We start from the raw sequence: 16,112 nt of genomic DNA, 5'->3' as shown, positions 1-16,112 counted from the left end.
TTATATTTAATGGTTTAATCACCGTTAATCCTGTTTATATCAATTTTATACCAATGACGAATCACACTTTTTGAGTGATAATCCTTTATGTAATAAATTGAACGGTTACACCCTTGCACTAAGCTAATAAAGACTTCTAAAACATCAGGATAATCACAGCCATAATCAATGAAAAAATCTGGATTTAAATTCAAGCGAATACTCGCTGTTGCAGTTGTTTTAGTGACACTGCTTTTATTGTTGTTTCTATTTTCTGCGACTCGCAGTGCGCTTGATGTTTGGGAGCGTTTGCAAGACTTGCCTGAACCACTGTTTTACACCTACGTAGCACTTATTGCTGCAGTGATTTTATTCAGTTTATGGTTGATTTATAAATTATTAAAACCCAGTCAGCAAAACCCTGATTATAAAATTGAAGAAGTCACCGAAGAAAATATCTTAAAAGAATTAGATCACGCCGATACGGTAGGTATGGAAACCGCTGAAATGCGGCGTGAGATTGAGCAATTACAGGCGCGTAAAGAGACTGGCAGAATCTATGTTGCCTTATTTGGTGATGTCAGCACGGGTAAATCATCCATTGTCAAAGCGCTACTACCCGAGGCTACTTCTGCTTCATTGAATATTGATATCAATGTGCGTGGTGGATCAACTCAGGATATTAAGCAATACACCTGGAAAAGTACGTCGGGAGATGAATTGGTGTTAACTGACCTTCCTGGTCGCAATGAAGCCAGTGGCGAATTAGATGCAGCCGTTAGAGATGAGGCAATCAGAGCGCAGATTGTGGTGTATGTGACGGATTCTGATTTGTCCCGCAGTCAATTTGACGATATCCAGCAACTCAAGAGTTTCGGTAAGCCAATGATTGTTGCCTTGAATAAAAGTGATCGTTTCACCGATGAAGAAAAGCAATTGATTAGCGATCGATTCGATACCAATTTAAATACAGGCACGGAAGCATCAATTCAACACGTGTTTGTACAATCTGGTGGTGAAGAAGAAGTTGTCAAAATATACCCGGATGGTCGTGAGGAGAAAGTCGTCAGAGAGCGCAAGGCTGATGTCTCTGCATTGGCACAAGCACTACAGGATGAAATCGACAAACAGAGTGGCGCATTAGAAACCTTACGTGATGCCAGTGTGTTTGTATTGGTTAAACAAAAATTAGATGTGGCTAAGGATGATTTCCGCCAGAAAAAAGCAGAAGAAATCATTAAAAGCTCTACCCGCAAAGCCGTACTGGGAGCATTGGCCTCAGTCAGCCCAGGATCGGATTTAGTGATACAGGGTGTACTTGGAACACAGCTCGTTAAAGGTTTGTGTGCTTTATACGATGTGCCCGTTAAACAATTAGATATCGATAATTTACTGGACTTTAGTACAGGTCAAATGAAAAAAAGCGTACCGTTAATACTGGCTGTAGCCGGCAACGGTATGAAGGCCTTCCCTGGAATAGGCACCGTAACCGGCGGGCTGACTCATGCAGTAGCTTATGGGTTGATATTTGATGCCTTAGGGCGTGCTGTAAATAAAACTTTGCAACAGCGAGGTCAATTAAAACCCGCTCCTGCAGCCATTACCTTTAAGGAGATGTTGAGTGAAGATCTGGAATCGCGCGCGAAGTTATTTGCCAAGCTGGTTTTCGACAAGCAAAAACAGTCAAAATAGCGACTCAGAAACCGCACTTTCAGAATTACCTGGCAAAGGCTCTGATTCGGGTGACTCCAATGTCGATATGGCGAAGGAAAGTTTAAGCCAGTTACTTGAAGATACGCGTGTGCCTGACTCTGTACGTGATGTGCTGAGTGATGAGTATCAGCAGCTGAGTAAAATGCTGGAAAAGCTCGAAAAAGGGCATTTGCACATAGCTGTTTTCGGTCGGGTGAGTGTGGGTAAATCGTCTGTATTGAACGCTCTTTTAGGTAAACAGGCATTTAGTGTCAGTGTTTTACACGGCGAAACTAAAACAGAAAGTAGTGAAGAATGGCAGGAAGTGGATGCTGGCGGTATCTACCTGATTGATACGCCTGGCATTAATGAAATAGACGGCGAAGAAAGAGAGCAATTAGCTCATGAAGTAGCGAATCGTTCTGATTTATTATTGTTTGTGGTCGATAGCGATTTAACCGAAGTTGAATTAGCGGCATTAAAGACCGTTGCTGATACTAATCGCCCGATTATTCTGGTCGTGAACAAAGCAGATCAGTACAACGAAGAAGAAATCTTCGAATTACGCACCATTATTCGCAAACGTGTTAAGGGTATTATCGCGCCTGCGAATATCGTTTTCACTGCCGCATCGCCGAGTAGACAAACAGTCATCTACGTTGATGATGAAGGTAATGAAAAAGAAACGGTTAGACAAAGACCTGTCGATATCCTTAATCTAAAATCGCGCTTATGGGAAATTTTAGAAGCGGAAGGTAAGACCTTATCTGCGCTAAACGCTTCCTTGTTTGCCGGAAACCTCAGTGAACAACTGGGGGAGAAGATTCTCGCAACCCGAAAAGAGTTGGGTGAAGAAACCATTCGCATGTATTGCGTAGGTAAAGGTGTTGCGGTTGCTTTAAACCCTATACCTATTGCCGATCTATTAGCGGCGGCTGCGATTGATGTAAGTATGGTGATTCATCTTTCCAGAATATACGGTTTGCCGATGAGTAAATCAGAAGCAGGCGAGCTGATTAAAACCATCGCCGCTCAAATGCTGGTTTTATATGCGACTTTCTGGGCAATTCATTTTGCCTCGTCTGCATTGAAGATAGGCACTGTAGGTTTTTCAACCGTAGTCACTGGTTTGGCGCAAGGTGCGGTTGCCTGGTATAGCACTCTGGTCGTCGGTAGAGTTGCTGAAGATTATCTAGCCAAAGGTAAATCCTGGGGTGATTCTGGACCTAAACTGATCGTTCAAAATATACTCGATAGTCTCGATCGAGATTCAGTAATGAGTGACGCTAAGGAAGAGATTACACGCTACCTAAAAGCCTCTAAAAAATAATCTCAACGGTCTGCTTCGGCTTCTAAAACTCTATTCCCATAAGGCTTCATAACTATTGGGATTAGTTCGTATTTGAAGCATTGTCAAAACTTGTAATCATGTAAATGACCGCTTCCTGATCCCAATTGTTAATAATTCTATGGTCCTGGTCAGCCTGATAATACGCACTATCTCCAGTGGTTAAATGCTTTGAATCAGAACCTGAAATAACCGTGATATCGCCGCTCTGGACGGTGATCATTTCCCGAGTCCCTCGCATATGGGGGTGGCTGTTTAATTCGCCATTCACAGGAAGTTTTACCAAATAAAACTCAATATTCTCGGCCGAATGGATGGGGGTCAATACCTGGATAAAGGCTGACTGATCATCCCTTAAAATAGAATTTTTATTATCTCCTTTTACGACTTCTATTAACGGCTGTGTCCATGGCTCTTCTATCAACTCGGCAATAGATATATTAAACGCTTCTGCAATCTTACAGGTGACCGCAAGAGTAGGGTTCGCTTTACCGCGTTCGATCTGACTAAGCATGGATCGACTAACGCCTGAGAGATTTGCAAGGTGCTCTAATGTCCAGAGCTGTTTCTTTCTCTGCTGTTTGATTCGTGTAGATAGTGATGACAGTGTTTCGTTGCTCAATTTAAATTTCCATAAACTAATGTTTTATATGCGGAAGAGTATATTTTCAGGTATCTCTAGTAATTATATAGTAGATATAAATCCACTATATTAAATAAATAAGTAGATTTCTCTATTCTCTTAAGTTTACTATAGTGGATATAAATACACTATAAGGAATATTGTTGTGAAAGCGTTAGTAAAATCAAAGCCAGAGATAGGGATCTGGATGGAAGATGTTCCAATGCCTGAAATTGGTATAAACGATGTGCTGGTGAAAGTTCAGCGAACCGCTATTTGTGGTACGGATATCCATATATATAACTGGGATGACTGGGCGCAGAAAACGATTCCTGTTCCTCTGGTAGTGGGTCATGAATTCGTTGGTGAAATTGTCGATATCGGCTCTAACGTGATTGATTTCCATAAAGGTCAGATCGTATCCGGAGAAGGCCATATCGTTTGTGGTCGTTGTAGAAACTGTATGGCAGGCAACCGACACTATTGTAATCACACCTCAGGAATTGGTGTGAATAGAACTGGTGCTTTTGCTGAATACATTGCGTTACCGATGTCGAACGTTTGGGTACACAATGACAGTATTGATAAAGATATTGCCGCAATCTTTGATCCTTTCGGTAATGCAACTCACACAGCTTTGCAGTGGGATTTGCTTGGAGAAGACGTGTTAATCACGGGTGCGGGGCCAATCGGTTCGATGGCGGCAGCGATTTGTAAACATGCAGGCGCGCGAAACATTGTGATTACAGATGTTAACCCTTACCGTTTGGACTTGGCCAGTAAGTTAGGAGCTACCCGTGTAGTTAACGCTGCTAAAGAAAACCTCTCTGATGTGCAAAAAGAACTCAACATGAAAGAAGGGTTTGATGTTGGTTTGGAGATGTCTGGAAATCCTCAAGCCTTAAACGACATGATTGCTAATATGAATCATGGCGGAAAAATATCGATGCTGGGTATTCCTTCCGAACAAACTCAAATCGACTGGAATAAAGTTGTCTTCAATATGTTGACCATTAAAGGTATATACGGTCGTGAGATGTATGACACCTGGTATAAGATGTCGATGATGATAGAAACAGGTTTGGACTTAAACCCTATTATCACTCACCGTTTACCTTATACAGATTTTCAACAAGGTTTTGATGCAATGCTCTCGGGAGAGTCGGGTAAAGTAATTTTAGATTGGGAAAATCACTAATGAATACAGATATAAAACAACATTTTACGCAAAAGTTAGATGCGATCAAAGATGCAGGTCTTTATAAAGAAGAGCGAATTATCGCCAGCGCGCAAAGCGCCACAATTTCACTCAGCGATGGCAGAGAAGTCTTAAACTTATGCGCTAATAACTATCTGGGTTTGGCACAACACCCTGAGGTAAATGCGGCAGCTAAGGTAGGTTTGGAAAAGTATGGCTATGGTATGGCATCTGTGCGCTTTATTTGTGGTACTCAAACCATTCACAAGCAATTAGAAAATCAGTTATCTGCTTTTCTAGAAACAGAAGATACGATTCTTTATCCATCCTGTTTTGACGCGAACGGTGGTTTATTCGAAACGATTTTGGATGATCAGGATGCCGTTATTTCTGATGCTTTAAATCATGCCAGCATCATTGATGGCGTGCGTTTATGTAAAGCGAAGCGTTATCGTTACAGCAATAATAATATGCAAGAGTTGGAAAAGTGTTTACAGCAGGCTGATGCAGACGGATCAAGAATAAAGTTAATCACCACAGATGGTGTATTTTCAATGGATGGTTATGTTGCGAATCTAAAAGCGATTTGTGATCTTGCCGATAAATATGGGGCCTTGGTTCATGTGGATGATTGTCATGCGACTGGTTTTGTTGGAGAAGGCGGAAAAGGCAGTCACGAATATTGCGGAGTCTTGGGTCGAATCGATTTATTGACAGGAACTCTCGGCAAAGCTTTAGGCGGTGCTAGTGGAGGATACACCAGTGGACGCACTGAAATAGTTGAGTTATTAAGGCAGCGTTCTCGTCCTTATTTGTTTTCAAATACTGTCGCACCTTCTGTGGTTGCGGGAGCTTTAAAAGCGATCGATATTGCTGAGAACTCTAATGAGTTACGTAAGACCCTACGGGAGAATACGCGTTACTACAGAGATGCTTTAACGGAGCAGGGGTTTGATATTTTAGAGGGTGATCATCCGATTGTACCTATCATGTTGTATGACGCTAAAATCGCATCTAGCTTCGCTAAAAAGATGTTAGATAAGGGTGTTTATGTCATTGCCTTTTCATTTCCGGTGGTTCCAGAGGGTAAGGCTAGAATTAGAACGCAAATATCAGCGGGTCATAGCCGAGCGGATATTGATAAGGCGATAACTGCTTTTACCGAAGTAAAAAATGAAATGGGAATTTGATTATAAAAGTGCTTATTTGCTATCAGGTATTTAAGCCGGTTAACTGGCTTAAATACCTGAAAATATCGCCCAAAGTAGGGGGGTGGCTTTCAAAATTTGCACACTACCTGCTTTAACTATTTTATGCTTTCTTTGTCTGTGGTGCCTGTCTAGTATACGAATAGTATTCCTGATTGTAGTCAGGGTTCGCAGAACGACTGTTTCTGTTTAATACAGTGCCAATCATATTTGCATTAGCACGATCCAAACGCTTCATACTATCTAGCAATGCGGTTTTACGTGTCTTGCTCGCTTCTACGGTAACTATAGTTGCTTCAGCTAAATTGCCCAATACCTGAGAATCTGCTAATCCTAAAACAGGTGGTCCATCAATAATAATATGGTCGTAGATGTCACTTGCGTTTTCAATCAGCTCAGCCATTTTACTGCCAGATAAAAGTTCTACTGGATCAGGAGGAATAGGGCCAGAGGTAATCACGTTAAGATTCTTGATCATACATGCCTGTGTAACATCACCACTTTTAGTTTCTGTGGTTGCTAGGTAATTGGTTAAGCCTTCTACATTATTTAATTCAAGCAACTGATGAATGCTCGGGTTTCTTAAATCTGCATCAATTAATAACACGCTACTACCCGCTTGCGCATAGGCTGTAGCAAGGTTTAAAGCAACGGTGCTTTTTCCTTCGCCTGCACTTGAGCTAGTAATAAACGTACTTTGAGGTGCGCCGTGTCTGGTTGAAAAGCGAAGGCTGGTGCGTAATGATCGAATTGCTTCAGCTAGCGCAGAACGCGGTTCCAATGCCGTTTGTAATGCCAATTTCTTAGGCCCCAGGTTTTTGGTTTCTGGTAGCTGAGATAAAACTGGTAGGCCGGTTGCTTGCTCTAGTAACTCACTGTTTTTAACACTGTCATCTACAAATTCACGTAAGAATGCAAAGCCCATTCCCAGTAATAAGCCTAAAAGTAGACCAAAACCAAGGTTGGTTTTTAGGCTCGGTTTGAATTTCTTAGTGGGTACAGAGGCACTGTCGATGATCGAAATATTGTTAGTGCCTACATTGCTTGCGACATTAACAGCCATTAACTGTTCTAGTTGTTTATTGTAAGCCAGCTGGTTGATTTCAACTTCACGGAGTAATCTATTGTATTTAGTGCTTTTTGATTGAAGGTTAAGTGCACCCGCTTTTAATTTATCAAGCTGGTTTCTCACCATTTTCTCTTTTTGCTGCGCTTCCATATAACGAGATTCGAAAGACGATTGTATAGATTTATTTTCAGAGGCAATCTGTTCTTTTAAATCATCAATCTGTTTTCTAAGTCTGTTAGCGCTTCTTGTTTTCTTTCTTGTTAAGCCTTGGTATTGCGTTTCTAAACGCGCTGCGGCTTTCTTGAGTGAAAGGATGTAAGGATCATTGATCGCAAATGAAGGAGCTGAATCTGGATTACTCTTGTATAACTCATAAGCAGCTTCCGCATCAATACGCTCTTTCTCGGCATTCACTAATTCATCAATTTGTTTTTTAAGGGTGAGGCTACTGGTTGATTCCCCATCGACGTTTTGAACAATATCGTTTTCTCTAGCGTAATCATTCAAGCGCTGTTCTGCTTCTTCCAGACTCTTCTTTGTAACTTCAATATTATTCGCAACATAAGTTTTGTAGGATGATGCGGTTTCAAATCTACGTTCCAGATTTTGTCTTACAAAAGTTTTGGCAATTGCATTATTAATATCAGCCGCCAATTGTGGGTTAGAAGAATCATAGCTAATTGAAAGAAGTTGAGAATTACTAACGGGTGTAACAGTCAGGTTCTTCAAAAAGATTTCTTCCATAGCTGTCGTATCTTTAGCATCTGCTGCTTTGTCGCCGGAAAACAGATTTTTAATACTTGATACTAAGCCAGTTGATTCAGGCTTTTTATCTAAACCAAGTTCAGAAATAACTCTGCTTGCGAGTGTTTTTGTCTGAATTAATTGAATCTGTGTTTCAAAGAAGTCTCTATCACTTCTGGATGCTTCTGCATTTAGAATTTGCACATTTGGATTCGCAGCATATCTTTCAACTTTGATCGTTGAATAAGCACGGTAAACTGGCTGCATTAACAATGTTAGTAAAAGTGCAATTAACATGGTTACAAATGCGATCGAGAGAATTAATTTCTTGTGGTTCTTAAGTACATTAATGAATTCTTTTAAATCAAGCCCGCCTGAATCTTCCAGTAATTCCTCTGGATAGAAGTCACGAGGATAAGGAATTAGGTCGCTATCAGATGCATTACTTCTTGATGAACGTGGATTCATTGGAAGTTGCTGGCCGTTGTTTGAAGTCATAGTGTTCAGTTACTTTTTTTAAGTAGGGAGTTAGTACTTGGCTTAGTATCTTAAATGCTTCCATTTGGTTCAAAGAAGCACAGATGAAGTTAATATAAATCTGGATGAAGTAGATACGAGGCGGCGCACATTCTAGCAAGTAGCCATTTTAGGAACAATAAATAATCGTTTACCGGTTGAAAAAGGCTTATTGCAGTTTTCTGCGTATTAATTGTCTCATCGGTGTTTCAAAATACTTATAAGACAAGATGGATAAAATAATGAGTAAAACCAAAAAGATATAAAAGTGAATGGTTTCATTCAATGGGACACGGGGAACAATGACTTTATCATAAATCCCATGTGCTGGTTTTTGTAATATGTATAAGGAATAACTCGCTTCACCTAATAAAACAAGTTTTGGATTGCTGAAGACTCTCGATATTCCTCCCTTGTGTCTGGCTAGAGTAATAATAAAGAGTAGAAAAACAGGTGCAAGTAGTCCATTGGTAAAGGCTAGTTTTAAACCGAATAGGTTTTCAAGATGAGGTCTTGCCCAAATTAAAATAAAGATAAGCATGAATGAAGCGAAAAGGAGGAAACCGTTGTTGCTCGTCTGTTTATCCTTAGTGTGTTTTAGGTATATGCCGCACAACATGCCGAGTAAGAAAGAGCTTAAGTGCATTGCCGGATTGTAGTATATAAAGTCGTGAAGCTGATTCTTTGGTATATAGGCGTCAGAGTTCAATTGATGGGTTAGTATTAATTGAGTCACAACCCATAAGACAATGCTGAACACAGCCAGTTGTTTTATCCCTTTTTTATAAACCCACAAAATTAAAAAAGGAAAACAAAGGTAAAAGAATGCTTCAACAGATAAAGACCAACCAGGTGTGTTGAGGGTAATAGGATATCCCGGAATCCAAGATTGAACGAGAAAAATATGTGCGAGGAAAACGTCCCAGTCTTCACCCAGTGTTTTATATTTAGCGGCAACAATGATCAGCAGCGCGATTAAATAGACAGGGTATATACGTGCAAATCGGGCTACCCAGTATTTTAACTTTTTAAATTCAGCCCGATTAGATACGTCTACTTGATAATAAGCAATAGACATAATGAAGCCAGAGAGAACGTAAAAATAACCCACTGCAATTGGGCCAGCCGTTACATTCTCAAACAGGAAAGGTACGTTTGCCGGGAATACAGTCTGACCGTAATGGAAGAAAACAACGGTAAGGGCCGCGACAAAACGCGTAAAAGTGATTTGATCTAATTGCAAAATGTAGTCTTAAACGAGGTTGGATTAGTACGCGTTTTTATCTGTGAAAGCGCGGAATATGGTTAAGAATATAATCTTAAGATCGAGCCATAGGCTCCATTCGCGCATATATTCAAGATCAAACTCTACACGTTTGCGCATTTTATAAACCGTATTGGTCTCTCCACGCCAGCCATTTATTTGAGCCCAGCCGGTAATTCCTGGTTTGATCATGTGGCGAAGCATATAACCTGGAATAATTGATCTGTATTGCTCATTATGTGCAACAGCATGAGGGCGTGGGCCGACAATAGACATTGTTCCCTGGAGGACGTTAAAAAACTGTGGAAGCTCGTCTAAAGAGGTTTTACGCAAGAATTCACCAATCTTGGTGTATCTCGAATCACCGCGAGTCGCTTGCTTAACATCATCACCATCTTCACAAACGGTCATTGTTCTAAACTTCCATACTCGTATTTTGTCGCCATTTTGACCGTAGCGCGATTGTTTAAACAGCACAGGGCCTTTTGATGTTAATTTCACCGCTAATGCGATACCCAATAGAATGGGAGATATCATGGTTAGAATGATACTGCCTAATAGGATATCTTCGATTCGTTTGATAAATGCGTGATCAGCAGAGAAAGGCGAATCATAAATACAGAGAACCGGGTTGTCTGCGATTTCGATAAATTTACTGTGTAACAGATTAGTCGTGAAATAATCCGGAAGTAGTCTAATGGGTGTTGCGCTGTCCGAAAGGTCATTGAGCAATTTCAACATACGTTTACGTGCTTCAACCGGCAGGGCAATATAAATTTGATCCCATTCGCCGTTTCTAGCGGCAATGATTAGATCATCGAAGCTACCAAGGTGTGCATAATGGTTGAGTACTTCTTTATGGACGCGATCTTTTCTATCGTCATAAAAACCAGCGACGTGATAACCAAATTCTGGTCTGTTCTCGAGATCTCTGGCGAAGTGCAAACCATTTTGAGTCATGCCTACAATAACAACTCTGCGGTTATTGACTCCCATTCTGCGTAAGTGAGCAAAAATCTGACGCAGTAAGAATCGTGCCAGAATTAATAAAACCGGGGTTGCGATTAACCAGGCTACGAGTACAACGCGTGAGAACTGTTCGGTCGTTTTAGTAACAAAGGCAATAAAGACTAGTGAAAGGAAGGTGATCAGCCACGCCATGGTAATTCGCAGGGCTTCGTCTTTAAGAGGTCTACCACTCCAGGAGGTGTAGATATCGGTAAATCGACCGACAAGGCCAAATATAACAATCGCACTTAATCCTGCGATGATATAGCCTTCTAAATTATAAAAATTTGTATAGGGTGAACCGAGAAATAGTGTGAAAAGAATAATCAGAATATCTACGGTACGATAGATAAGTTCTGAACTAATATGTTTATCATCCACAGATTAGGTTTCCTTTCCGTTGCAAGCTATTGAGTCAGCTGGTAAATATTCAGCTAGTAATTATATAGATATTATTTACTTATTTCTGCTATTTATCATAGAAACTAAGCTGTTTAACTAGATAAAAAACGAATAAATGTGTTTTATCGTGAAGACGTGTCTTTTTCCCATGTATACGTGCTGAGCTTTTTAAATTGAGCATTTGCACGTACTCGAATAATCAGAGCTATTGCTATGTAGATGGAAGTGGAGAAAAAGTTCTTACTAAATAATCTTTCTTTCATGACATTGCCATAATGTTTTTCTTCGCGAACAGGGCATTTGTCTTTAGCGATTAATTCCATATTGCCTAATCGGGCTCTGGTTTTTATCTTAATTAAAGAGAAAATATCTTTAGGAGCAGTAATATAAATTTCAGCACCTTTGATATTTGCTATTTCCTTGTTTTTGAAGTGACAACGGATATAACCATCATCACCAATAACATCAGCAAATTTATCAAATCGTTGTCTTCCTTCTTCACTCACAATAAAGCTGCAAGTCGCGATTACACCTTCTTTGATATAGGGCAGGTTGGTCCAGACTTTATAGTAGGTCTTCACTAAAAATGATGACTTATCAGTGTTAATGATAGGTGTAGGTGCCGAGAGTAAAACGTCACCTGTATCCATCACTTGTGAAATATGCTGGATGGCATGCTCGCTTAGTTGAGTATCGGCATCGATATAAAAAACAGGGTAACTTATACCTAATGCTTTGGCTTTTTCTTCAGCGACATTTAGCGCATTGGTTTTTGAAGGTTTTACAATGTCGAGGCAAGTGACGCTGGGGAATTTAGTTGTAACAATCTCAACCGTATTGTCTGTGCAACCATTGCAAGCGACGATTATATTATCGATACCTGATTGGTTGATAATGCTGTTCAGACAGTCTTCAATGACACTGGCTTCATTGTGTGCTGGTACAATTACTGTGGCCATTAACGATACCCTTTAAGCCATTCATTGCGCTGTTTGTAAACGGTTTGCCACTCTTTAAGAGTTTCTAATTTATCTTTTTTGAATAGAGATAAAAGTTTCAATGAGAGTAGTTTGTTTAGAACATGTAACTGCAATAAACCTTTATGAATCGGCTTTTCCCAGGATTTAGCGTGCTTGTTGATCAGTTCAGCTTTGCCTTTTAACAGTTTTAGCATTTTGCCCGATAAATTCGTTTCGCTGACACCACCATGATGAATGATTTTAGCATCAGGGGTAACACGTGGTTGATAGCCTTTTTTGATTGCTCTTATGCAGTAATCTGCTTCTTCTGCGTACATAAAAAAGGTTTCATCGAGCCCTTGTAAATCTTCCCATAAGTGGCGGGGTGTCAAAAAGAAACAGCCTGTTACTACATCGACTTCGCGTTCACTTTTTCTGTCCCAGCAACCGTAATTGTCATGGTTGAAAAAGCAGCTTTTGTTAAAGGCTTTGCTTAATCCCAAGGCGCTGAATAACAGTGTTTTAAAAGATAATCTAGCACGTGCGTTATTAGGGTTAAGGCTTAAATCGTTATTCAGTGTAATGCCACCCCAAACGCCAGCTTTTGGTGTACTCAGGGCATATTCAAAAAGCTTGTCGATTGCGCCTTCCAGAATCACGGTATCGGGATTGAGTAACAGGATATATTCACTATTACTCGCTTTTGTACCAACATTGACGCCACCAGCAAAACCAAGATTGGCGCCGGTCTGGATGATTTCAACTTCAGGAAATTCTGAAGCGATTAATTCTACCGAATTATCTTTCGAGTCGTTATCGACCATGATAATTCGAAAAGAAGTCTTTTTGGTTTCTTCGTAGACTGATGCTATAGCGCGTTTTGTGTATTCAGCAGTATTGTACGAGACTAAAATTATATCAATCTTGCTCATTTGTTTTCTCTGCTATGGCATCTTGTGTTGCTAAATATTCTTCAGATAACATTCCGTAAGCAATTGTATCTATACCTGTTTTTATAACTTTGGCTGGGTTTCCTGCAACAATACAATTATCCGGAACATCGGTCGTTACAACGCTGCCAGCCGCCACAATGACGTGATTACCAACAGTGACGTTGGGTAGGATAATAGATCCGCAGCCTATAAAACAATGCGTCCCGATTACTGTTCTTGCCGCATGTCTTCTCGAGGCATAGTCGTGAGAAAGCACAATCGCATCAAAGGTAACCATGGTTTTTTCGCCGATGGTTAAACCTTTCGGATTGGTTTTATCTATTCGTGACTTGAATGATAGTCGCACATCTTTGGCAATATCCATTCCGTAGACAGTTCGGTAATACCAGGTTCTTGCATAAAGTAGTGAGTTACGGATTCTCACAAGTACCATAAACATATTCTGGTTGATAAATCTGGCTCTCATGAGTGTCCCTGTGTGCTTCGTTTTTTTGCTCTTAATCTTTGTGTCATTCTTTTAATGATCTGGTTCATTTGCTGATGATTACTTGCCCAGCCAATTGAGCCTAGAATAAAGAAGAATAATGGTTGTATCTTACCAAAATAATCGACGGTAAAACCGATAAGAATAAGTGACATGAATGCCAATATCCATGAGCGAATCATCCAGCGAGTAGCAGGATGGAATTTATGTAATCTGTTGAGCATGTGGAACACGGCGTATAGACACAAGAACAGTAAAATGAAGCTGGCAATAATGCCATGCTGAAGTGTCATTAATAACCAGAAGCTATCGATACTGTTATTCATCCATTCTGGACGAGTCCAGTCATGCAGGCCAATACCAAATAATGGATGTTCTTTAATATCATCCATCGTGTACTGCCACTGGAGTAAGCGATAGTAGCCTGTAACCGGGTTAAAGGTCAGGTATGAAATAAGGATCGCAAAGAAACCACGATTAGACAGTGCGTTGATCAATATCATCCCAGAGATAGCAAGAAAACCAAAGCCAAACCAAAAGCGTTTGCCGCCATGCCAGAAACGCGTAAGTACTGCAGTCATTGCTTGGAATGCCACTGAAAGAAGAGGTGCTGAAGAGAGTGTGGTTACCATCCCGATAAATATGGCAACCGCTTTAATGGCATTGCCGAGTTTGAATTTATAAGCAACTAAAAGCACGATAAAGGGGAAGAATATCGCTCCGATTGTGCCATACAAAATAGGGTGAGCGAACAGGTTGGTGGTTCGCATAATGCCCATTCGGATATAGTAATGAGTATACAAACGGTAATCTAAAGAATCATTGCCGGTTATTACCTTGGCCCACTCGTGCAAAATACGATGTTTGGCAAAGGCCTCATACAAGGAGAATACGAGTAATATCGCCAAAATAGTAGCAAACCACATATTGATTTCGTAATAACTTTTTGGGGTAGTGATAAACAGCCGGGCTAGATAAAAAGACCCGAGTATTTCTATAATGAGAATACCTGCCGATTCGATGCCATCTTTCAATCCGTGGTTGTAGATAAGGCTGGCGGTTGCCAATATCACAAAGAAAAACAGTAAAATATCGACCAAATTGGCCTGTTTCAATATCTGGTTGATATTGATAAAACCATAAATTAACACCACTGCTAGGACTAGGCGATAAGCTTCTAATCGCAGGCTGCCAGCTAAAATATGGAATTCTACAGGAATGAATATGGAAATTACGAACAAAATGGCAAGAAGTCTAATGATCATGGCTGAGTGGCTTCTTTAGGAAGTGTTAATAGTTTATGTGCTGCGAATAGTGCGATTATCAAAATCAGTAATGTGGCATTCGCTACCAGTGTTGCAAAAGCAGCGCCTTCAATACCATGGCTCTGGATAAAAATAATATTACACACAACATTCACTACAAAAGCAGTGACAAGTATGTAATTTAGATATCTTACTTTTTCACGGATAATAAACATAAACGAAAAGGTGATGGTTGCTGCTCTGAAAAGCTGTGCGATTAATAAAAGTCCTAATGCGGATTTCGCCACATCATATTCTTTACCGAAGGCTATTAAAATCCAATCTGATAATAAATACATGAAAACAGTGACAGACAGAACGACAGTAATGACCAAAGCGGTTGATTGCCAGAAAAATGAATGTAATTTATCTTTGTTATGGCTAAATATATTTAATAATCTGGGGTAAATGGTTGCTTCCATCGCCTGTAAGAAAAATAAAACAATATAAGAAATTTTCGAAGCAACACTGTATTCAGCGACTTGTTCGTTGGCTAAAAACCAGCCAACCATGATGGTATCAGTAAATATCATCAGAAAAGAAATAATCGATACGGGTGCTAACGGTAGCGACTTTGAAATAAGTGCGTATAAGTGGGGGGGTGTAGTTGTTTTAGAGACTGTTTCCAGCAGCTTGTCAGGTGTTTCTGTGGTTGATGTAGTTATTGCGGTTTTATTGGCAAATGATCGATACGTATAGATAATTGCAATAACTCCCGCCAACAATAGGGACGCGGTATAGATATAAAACACATACTGATCTTTTGAAAAGTAATTCCAGAATAATCCAATCAATACTAAAAAAGTGATCGCTGTGAGTGCATTTTGGCCGAGTACACCCATCACCGTTTTTTTAATCGCTTTCAAATAAGTGCTGTTTAAAATGACAAGATTAAAAAACAAGATGCCTAGGCTGGCTACGACTAATTCAGTGATACTAACGTTTGGTAGCTTCTCGTTAATGTTGCTATTAGCAATATGATCAAAAAAGAAGTTAGCCTGAATGTAATGACTAGATAGCGCCCATAAAGCCATGAAAATAAATGATAAAAACAAAACTGCTTTCAAACTGGCTTTAAAGAACCCTTCATGAAAATCAAGATCTTCCTGGTGAGCACTGGCAACTTCTTTCATTAATAATTGATCGATGCCAAGCCGGCTGATTAGCGCAATACCTGTAATAAATGTCATTAACAGTAAAATATCACCAGCAGATGACTTTGGTAGTTGGTTGGTGATAATCATTACGACTAGAAAATTTAAAGCAACGCCAACAAATCTTGCAATCAATGACCATAAACTCTGTTTGAGCAGCGGGTTATTTAATACTTTGCTGAATAGCTTTTTAAGAGCACTCATGACT

At 40.0% G+C, this 16,112-nt stretch carries 13 protein-coding genes; 4 read left to right on the top strand and 9 right to left on the bottom strand.

What is annotated here, in order from left to right:
• Positions 1-168 precede the first annotated feature (168 nt).
• Positions 169-1,671 carry a GTPase gene (locus EV695_RS09180; RefSeq protein ID WP_131905632.1) on the top strand — a complete coding sequence of 501 codons (1,503 nt, stop codon included), beginning with the start codon at positions 169-171 and terminating at the stop codon, positions 1,669-1,671.
• Positions 1,601-3,001: a GTP-binding protein gene (locus tag EV695_RS09175; RefSeq protein ID WP_243651544.1), complete on the top strand. Its 1,401-nt coding sequence runs from the start codon at positions 1,601-1,603 to the stop codon at positions 2,999-3,001. The genes EV695_RS09180 and EV695_RS09175 overlap by 71 nt, the downstream gene beginning before the upstream one ends.
• Before the next feature lie 61 nt (positions 3,002-3,062).
• On the opposite strand, the gene EV695_RS20395 is transcribed toward EV695_RS09175, so the two are convergent.
• A complete protein-coding gene (locus tag EV695_RS20395; protein WP_131905631.1) occupies positions 3,063-3,641 on the bottom strand; it encodes a helix-turn-helix domain-containing protein in 579 nt (192 codons plus the stop codon).
• 166 nt (positions 3,642-3,807) lie between these two features.
• On the opposite strand from EV695_RS20395, the gene tdh reads away from it, so the two are divergent.
• Positions 3,808-4,839 (top strand): L-threonine 3-dehydrogenase, encoded by a 1,032-nt coding sequence (gene tdh, locus EV695_RS09165; RefSeq protein ID WP_131905630.1) that lies wholly within the window; start codon positions 3,808-3,810, stop codon positions 4,837-4,839.
• Entirely contained in the window at positions 4,839-6,029 is a 1,191-nt protein-coding gene (locus EV695_RS09160) for a glycine C-acetyltransferase (RefSeq protein ID WP_131905629.1), read from the top strand. The genes tdh and EV695_RS09160 overlap by 1 nt, the downstream gene beginning before the upstream one ends.
• A 121-nt stretch (positions 6,030-6,150) precedes the next feature.
• On the opposite strand, the gene EV695_RS09155 is transcribed toward EV695_RS09160, so the two are convergent.
• The 8 genes from EV695_RS09155 to EV695_RS09120 all read right to left on the bottom strand — a co-directional run bounded on the left by EV695_RS09155 (position 6,151) and on the right by EV695_RS09120 (position 16,108).
• On the bottom strand, positions 6,151-8,358 hold the full coding sequence (locus EV695_RS09155; protein ID WP_131905628.1) for a GumC family protein: 2,208 nt from the start codon (positions 8,356-8,358) through the stop codon (positions 6,151-6,153).
• 187 nt (positions 8,359-8,545) lie between these two features.
• Positions 8,546-9,619 (bottom strand): acyltransferase family protein, encoded by a 1,074-nt coding sequence (locus EV695_RS09150; protein WP_165874667.1) that lies wholly within the window; start codon positions 9,617-9,619, stop codon positions 8,546-8,548.
• Between the two features lie 24 nt (positions 9,620-9,643).
• A complete protein-coding gene (locus EV695_RS09145; protein ID WP_131905626.1) occupies positions 9,644-11,029 on the bottom strand; it encodes an undecaprenyl-phosphate glucose phosphotransferase in 1,386 nt (461 codons plus the stop codon).
• 143 nt (positions 11,030-11,172) lie between these two features.
• Positions 11,173-12,009 carry a glycosyltransferase family 2 protein gene (locus EV695_RS09140; RefSeq protein WP_131905625.1) on the bottom strand — a complete coding sequence of 279 codons (837 nt, stop codon included), beginning with the start codon at positions 12,007-12,009 and terminating at the stop codon, positions 11,173-11,175.
• On the bottom strand, positions 12,009-12,941 hold the full coding sequence (locus EV695_RS09135; protein ID WP_131905624.1) for a glycosyltransferase family 2 protein: 933 nt from the start codon (positions 12,939-12,941) through the stop codon (positions 12,009-12,011). Before EV695_RS09135 ends, EV695_RS09140 begins: the two co-directional genes overlap by 1 nt.
• Positions 12,928-13,428: an acyltransferase gene (locus EV695_RS20485; protein ID WP_131905623.1), complete on the bottom strand. Its 501-nt coding sequence runs from the start codon at positions 13,426-13,428 to the stop codon at positions 12,928-12,930. Before EV695_RS20485 ends, EV695_RS09135 begins: the two co-directional genes overlap by 14 nt.
• Positions 13,425-14,711 carry an O-antigen ligase family protein gene (locus tag EV695_RS09125; protein WP_131905622.1) on the bottom strand — a complete coding sequence of 429 codons (1,287 nt, stop codon included), beginning with the start codon at positions 14,709-14,711 and terminating at the stop codon, positions 13,425-13,427. The genes EV695_RS20485 and EV695_RS09125 overlap by 4 nt, the downstream gene beginning before the upstream one ends.
• Complete coding sequence (locus EV695_RS09120; RefSeq protein WP_131905621.1) at positions 14,708-16,108, bottom strand: oligosaccharide flippase family protein; 1,401 nt, start codon at positions 16,106-16,108, stop codon at positions 14,708-14,710. Before EV695_RS09120 ends, EV695_RS09125 begins: the two co-directional genes overlap by 4 nt.
• Between the last annotated feature and the right edge of the window lie 4 nt (positions 16,109-16,112).

It is taken from the genome of Cocleimonas flava, from assembly GCF_004339015.1.
GTDB lineage: Bacteria > Pseudomonadota > Gammaproteobacteria > Thiotrichales > Thiotrichaceae > Cocleimonas > Cocleimonas flava.
This window is presented reverse-complemented; position numbering and strand designations above follow the sequence as displayed.

What these genes read in the sequence shown, in the direction of transcription:
- EV695_RS09120 (WP_131905621.1), bottom strand. Translation starts at nt 16,108, where the DNA reads ATGAGTGCTCTTAAAAAGCTATTCAGCAAAGTATTAAATAACCCGCTG.
- EV695_RS09180 (WP_131905632.1), top strand. Translation starts at nt 169, where the DNA reads ATGAAAAAATCTGGATTTAAATTCAAGCGAATACTCGCTGTTGCAGTT.
- EV695_RS09160 (WP_131905629.1), top strand. Translation starts at nt 4,839, where the DNA reads ATGAATACAGATATAAAACAACATTTTACGCAAAAGTTAGATGCGATC.
- EV695_RS09155 (WP_131905628.1), bottom strand. Translation starts at nt 8,358, where the DNA reads ATGACTTCAAACAACGGCCAGCAACTTCCAATGAATCCACGTTCATCA.
- EV695_RS09135 (WP_131905624.1), bottom strand. Translation starts at nt 12,941, where the DNA reads ATGAGCAAGATTGATATAATTTTAGTCTCGTACAATACTGCTGAATAC.
- EV695_RS09140 (WP_131905625.1), bottom strand. Translation starts at nt 12,009, where the DNA reads ATGGCCACAGTAATTGTACCAGCACACAATGAAGCCAGTGTCATTGAA.
- EV695_RS20485 (WP_131905623.1), bottom strand. Translation starts at nt 13,428, where the DNA reads ATGAGAGCCAGATTTATCAACCAGAATATGTTTATGGTACTTGTGAGA.
- EV695_RS09125 (WP_131905622.1), bottom strand. Translation starts at nt 14,711, where the DNA reads ATGATCATTAGACTTCTTGCCATTTTGTTCGTAATTTCCATATTCATT.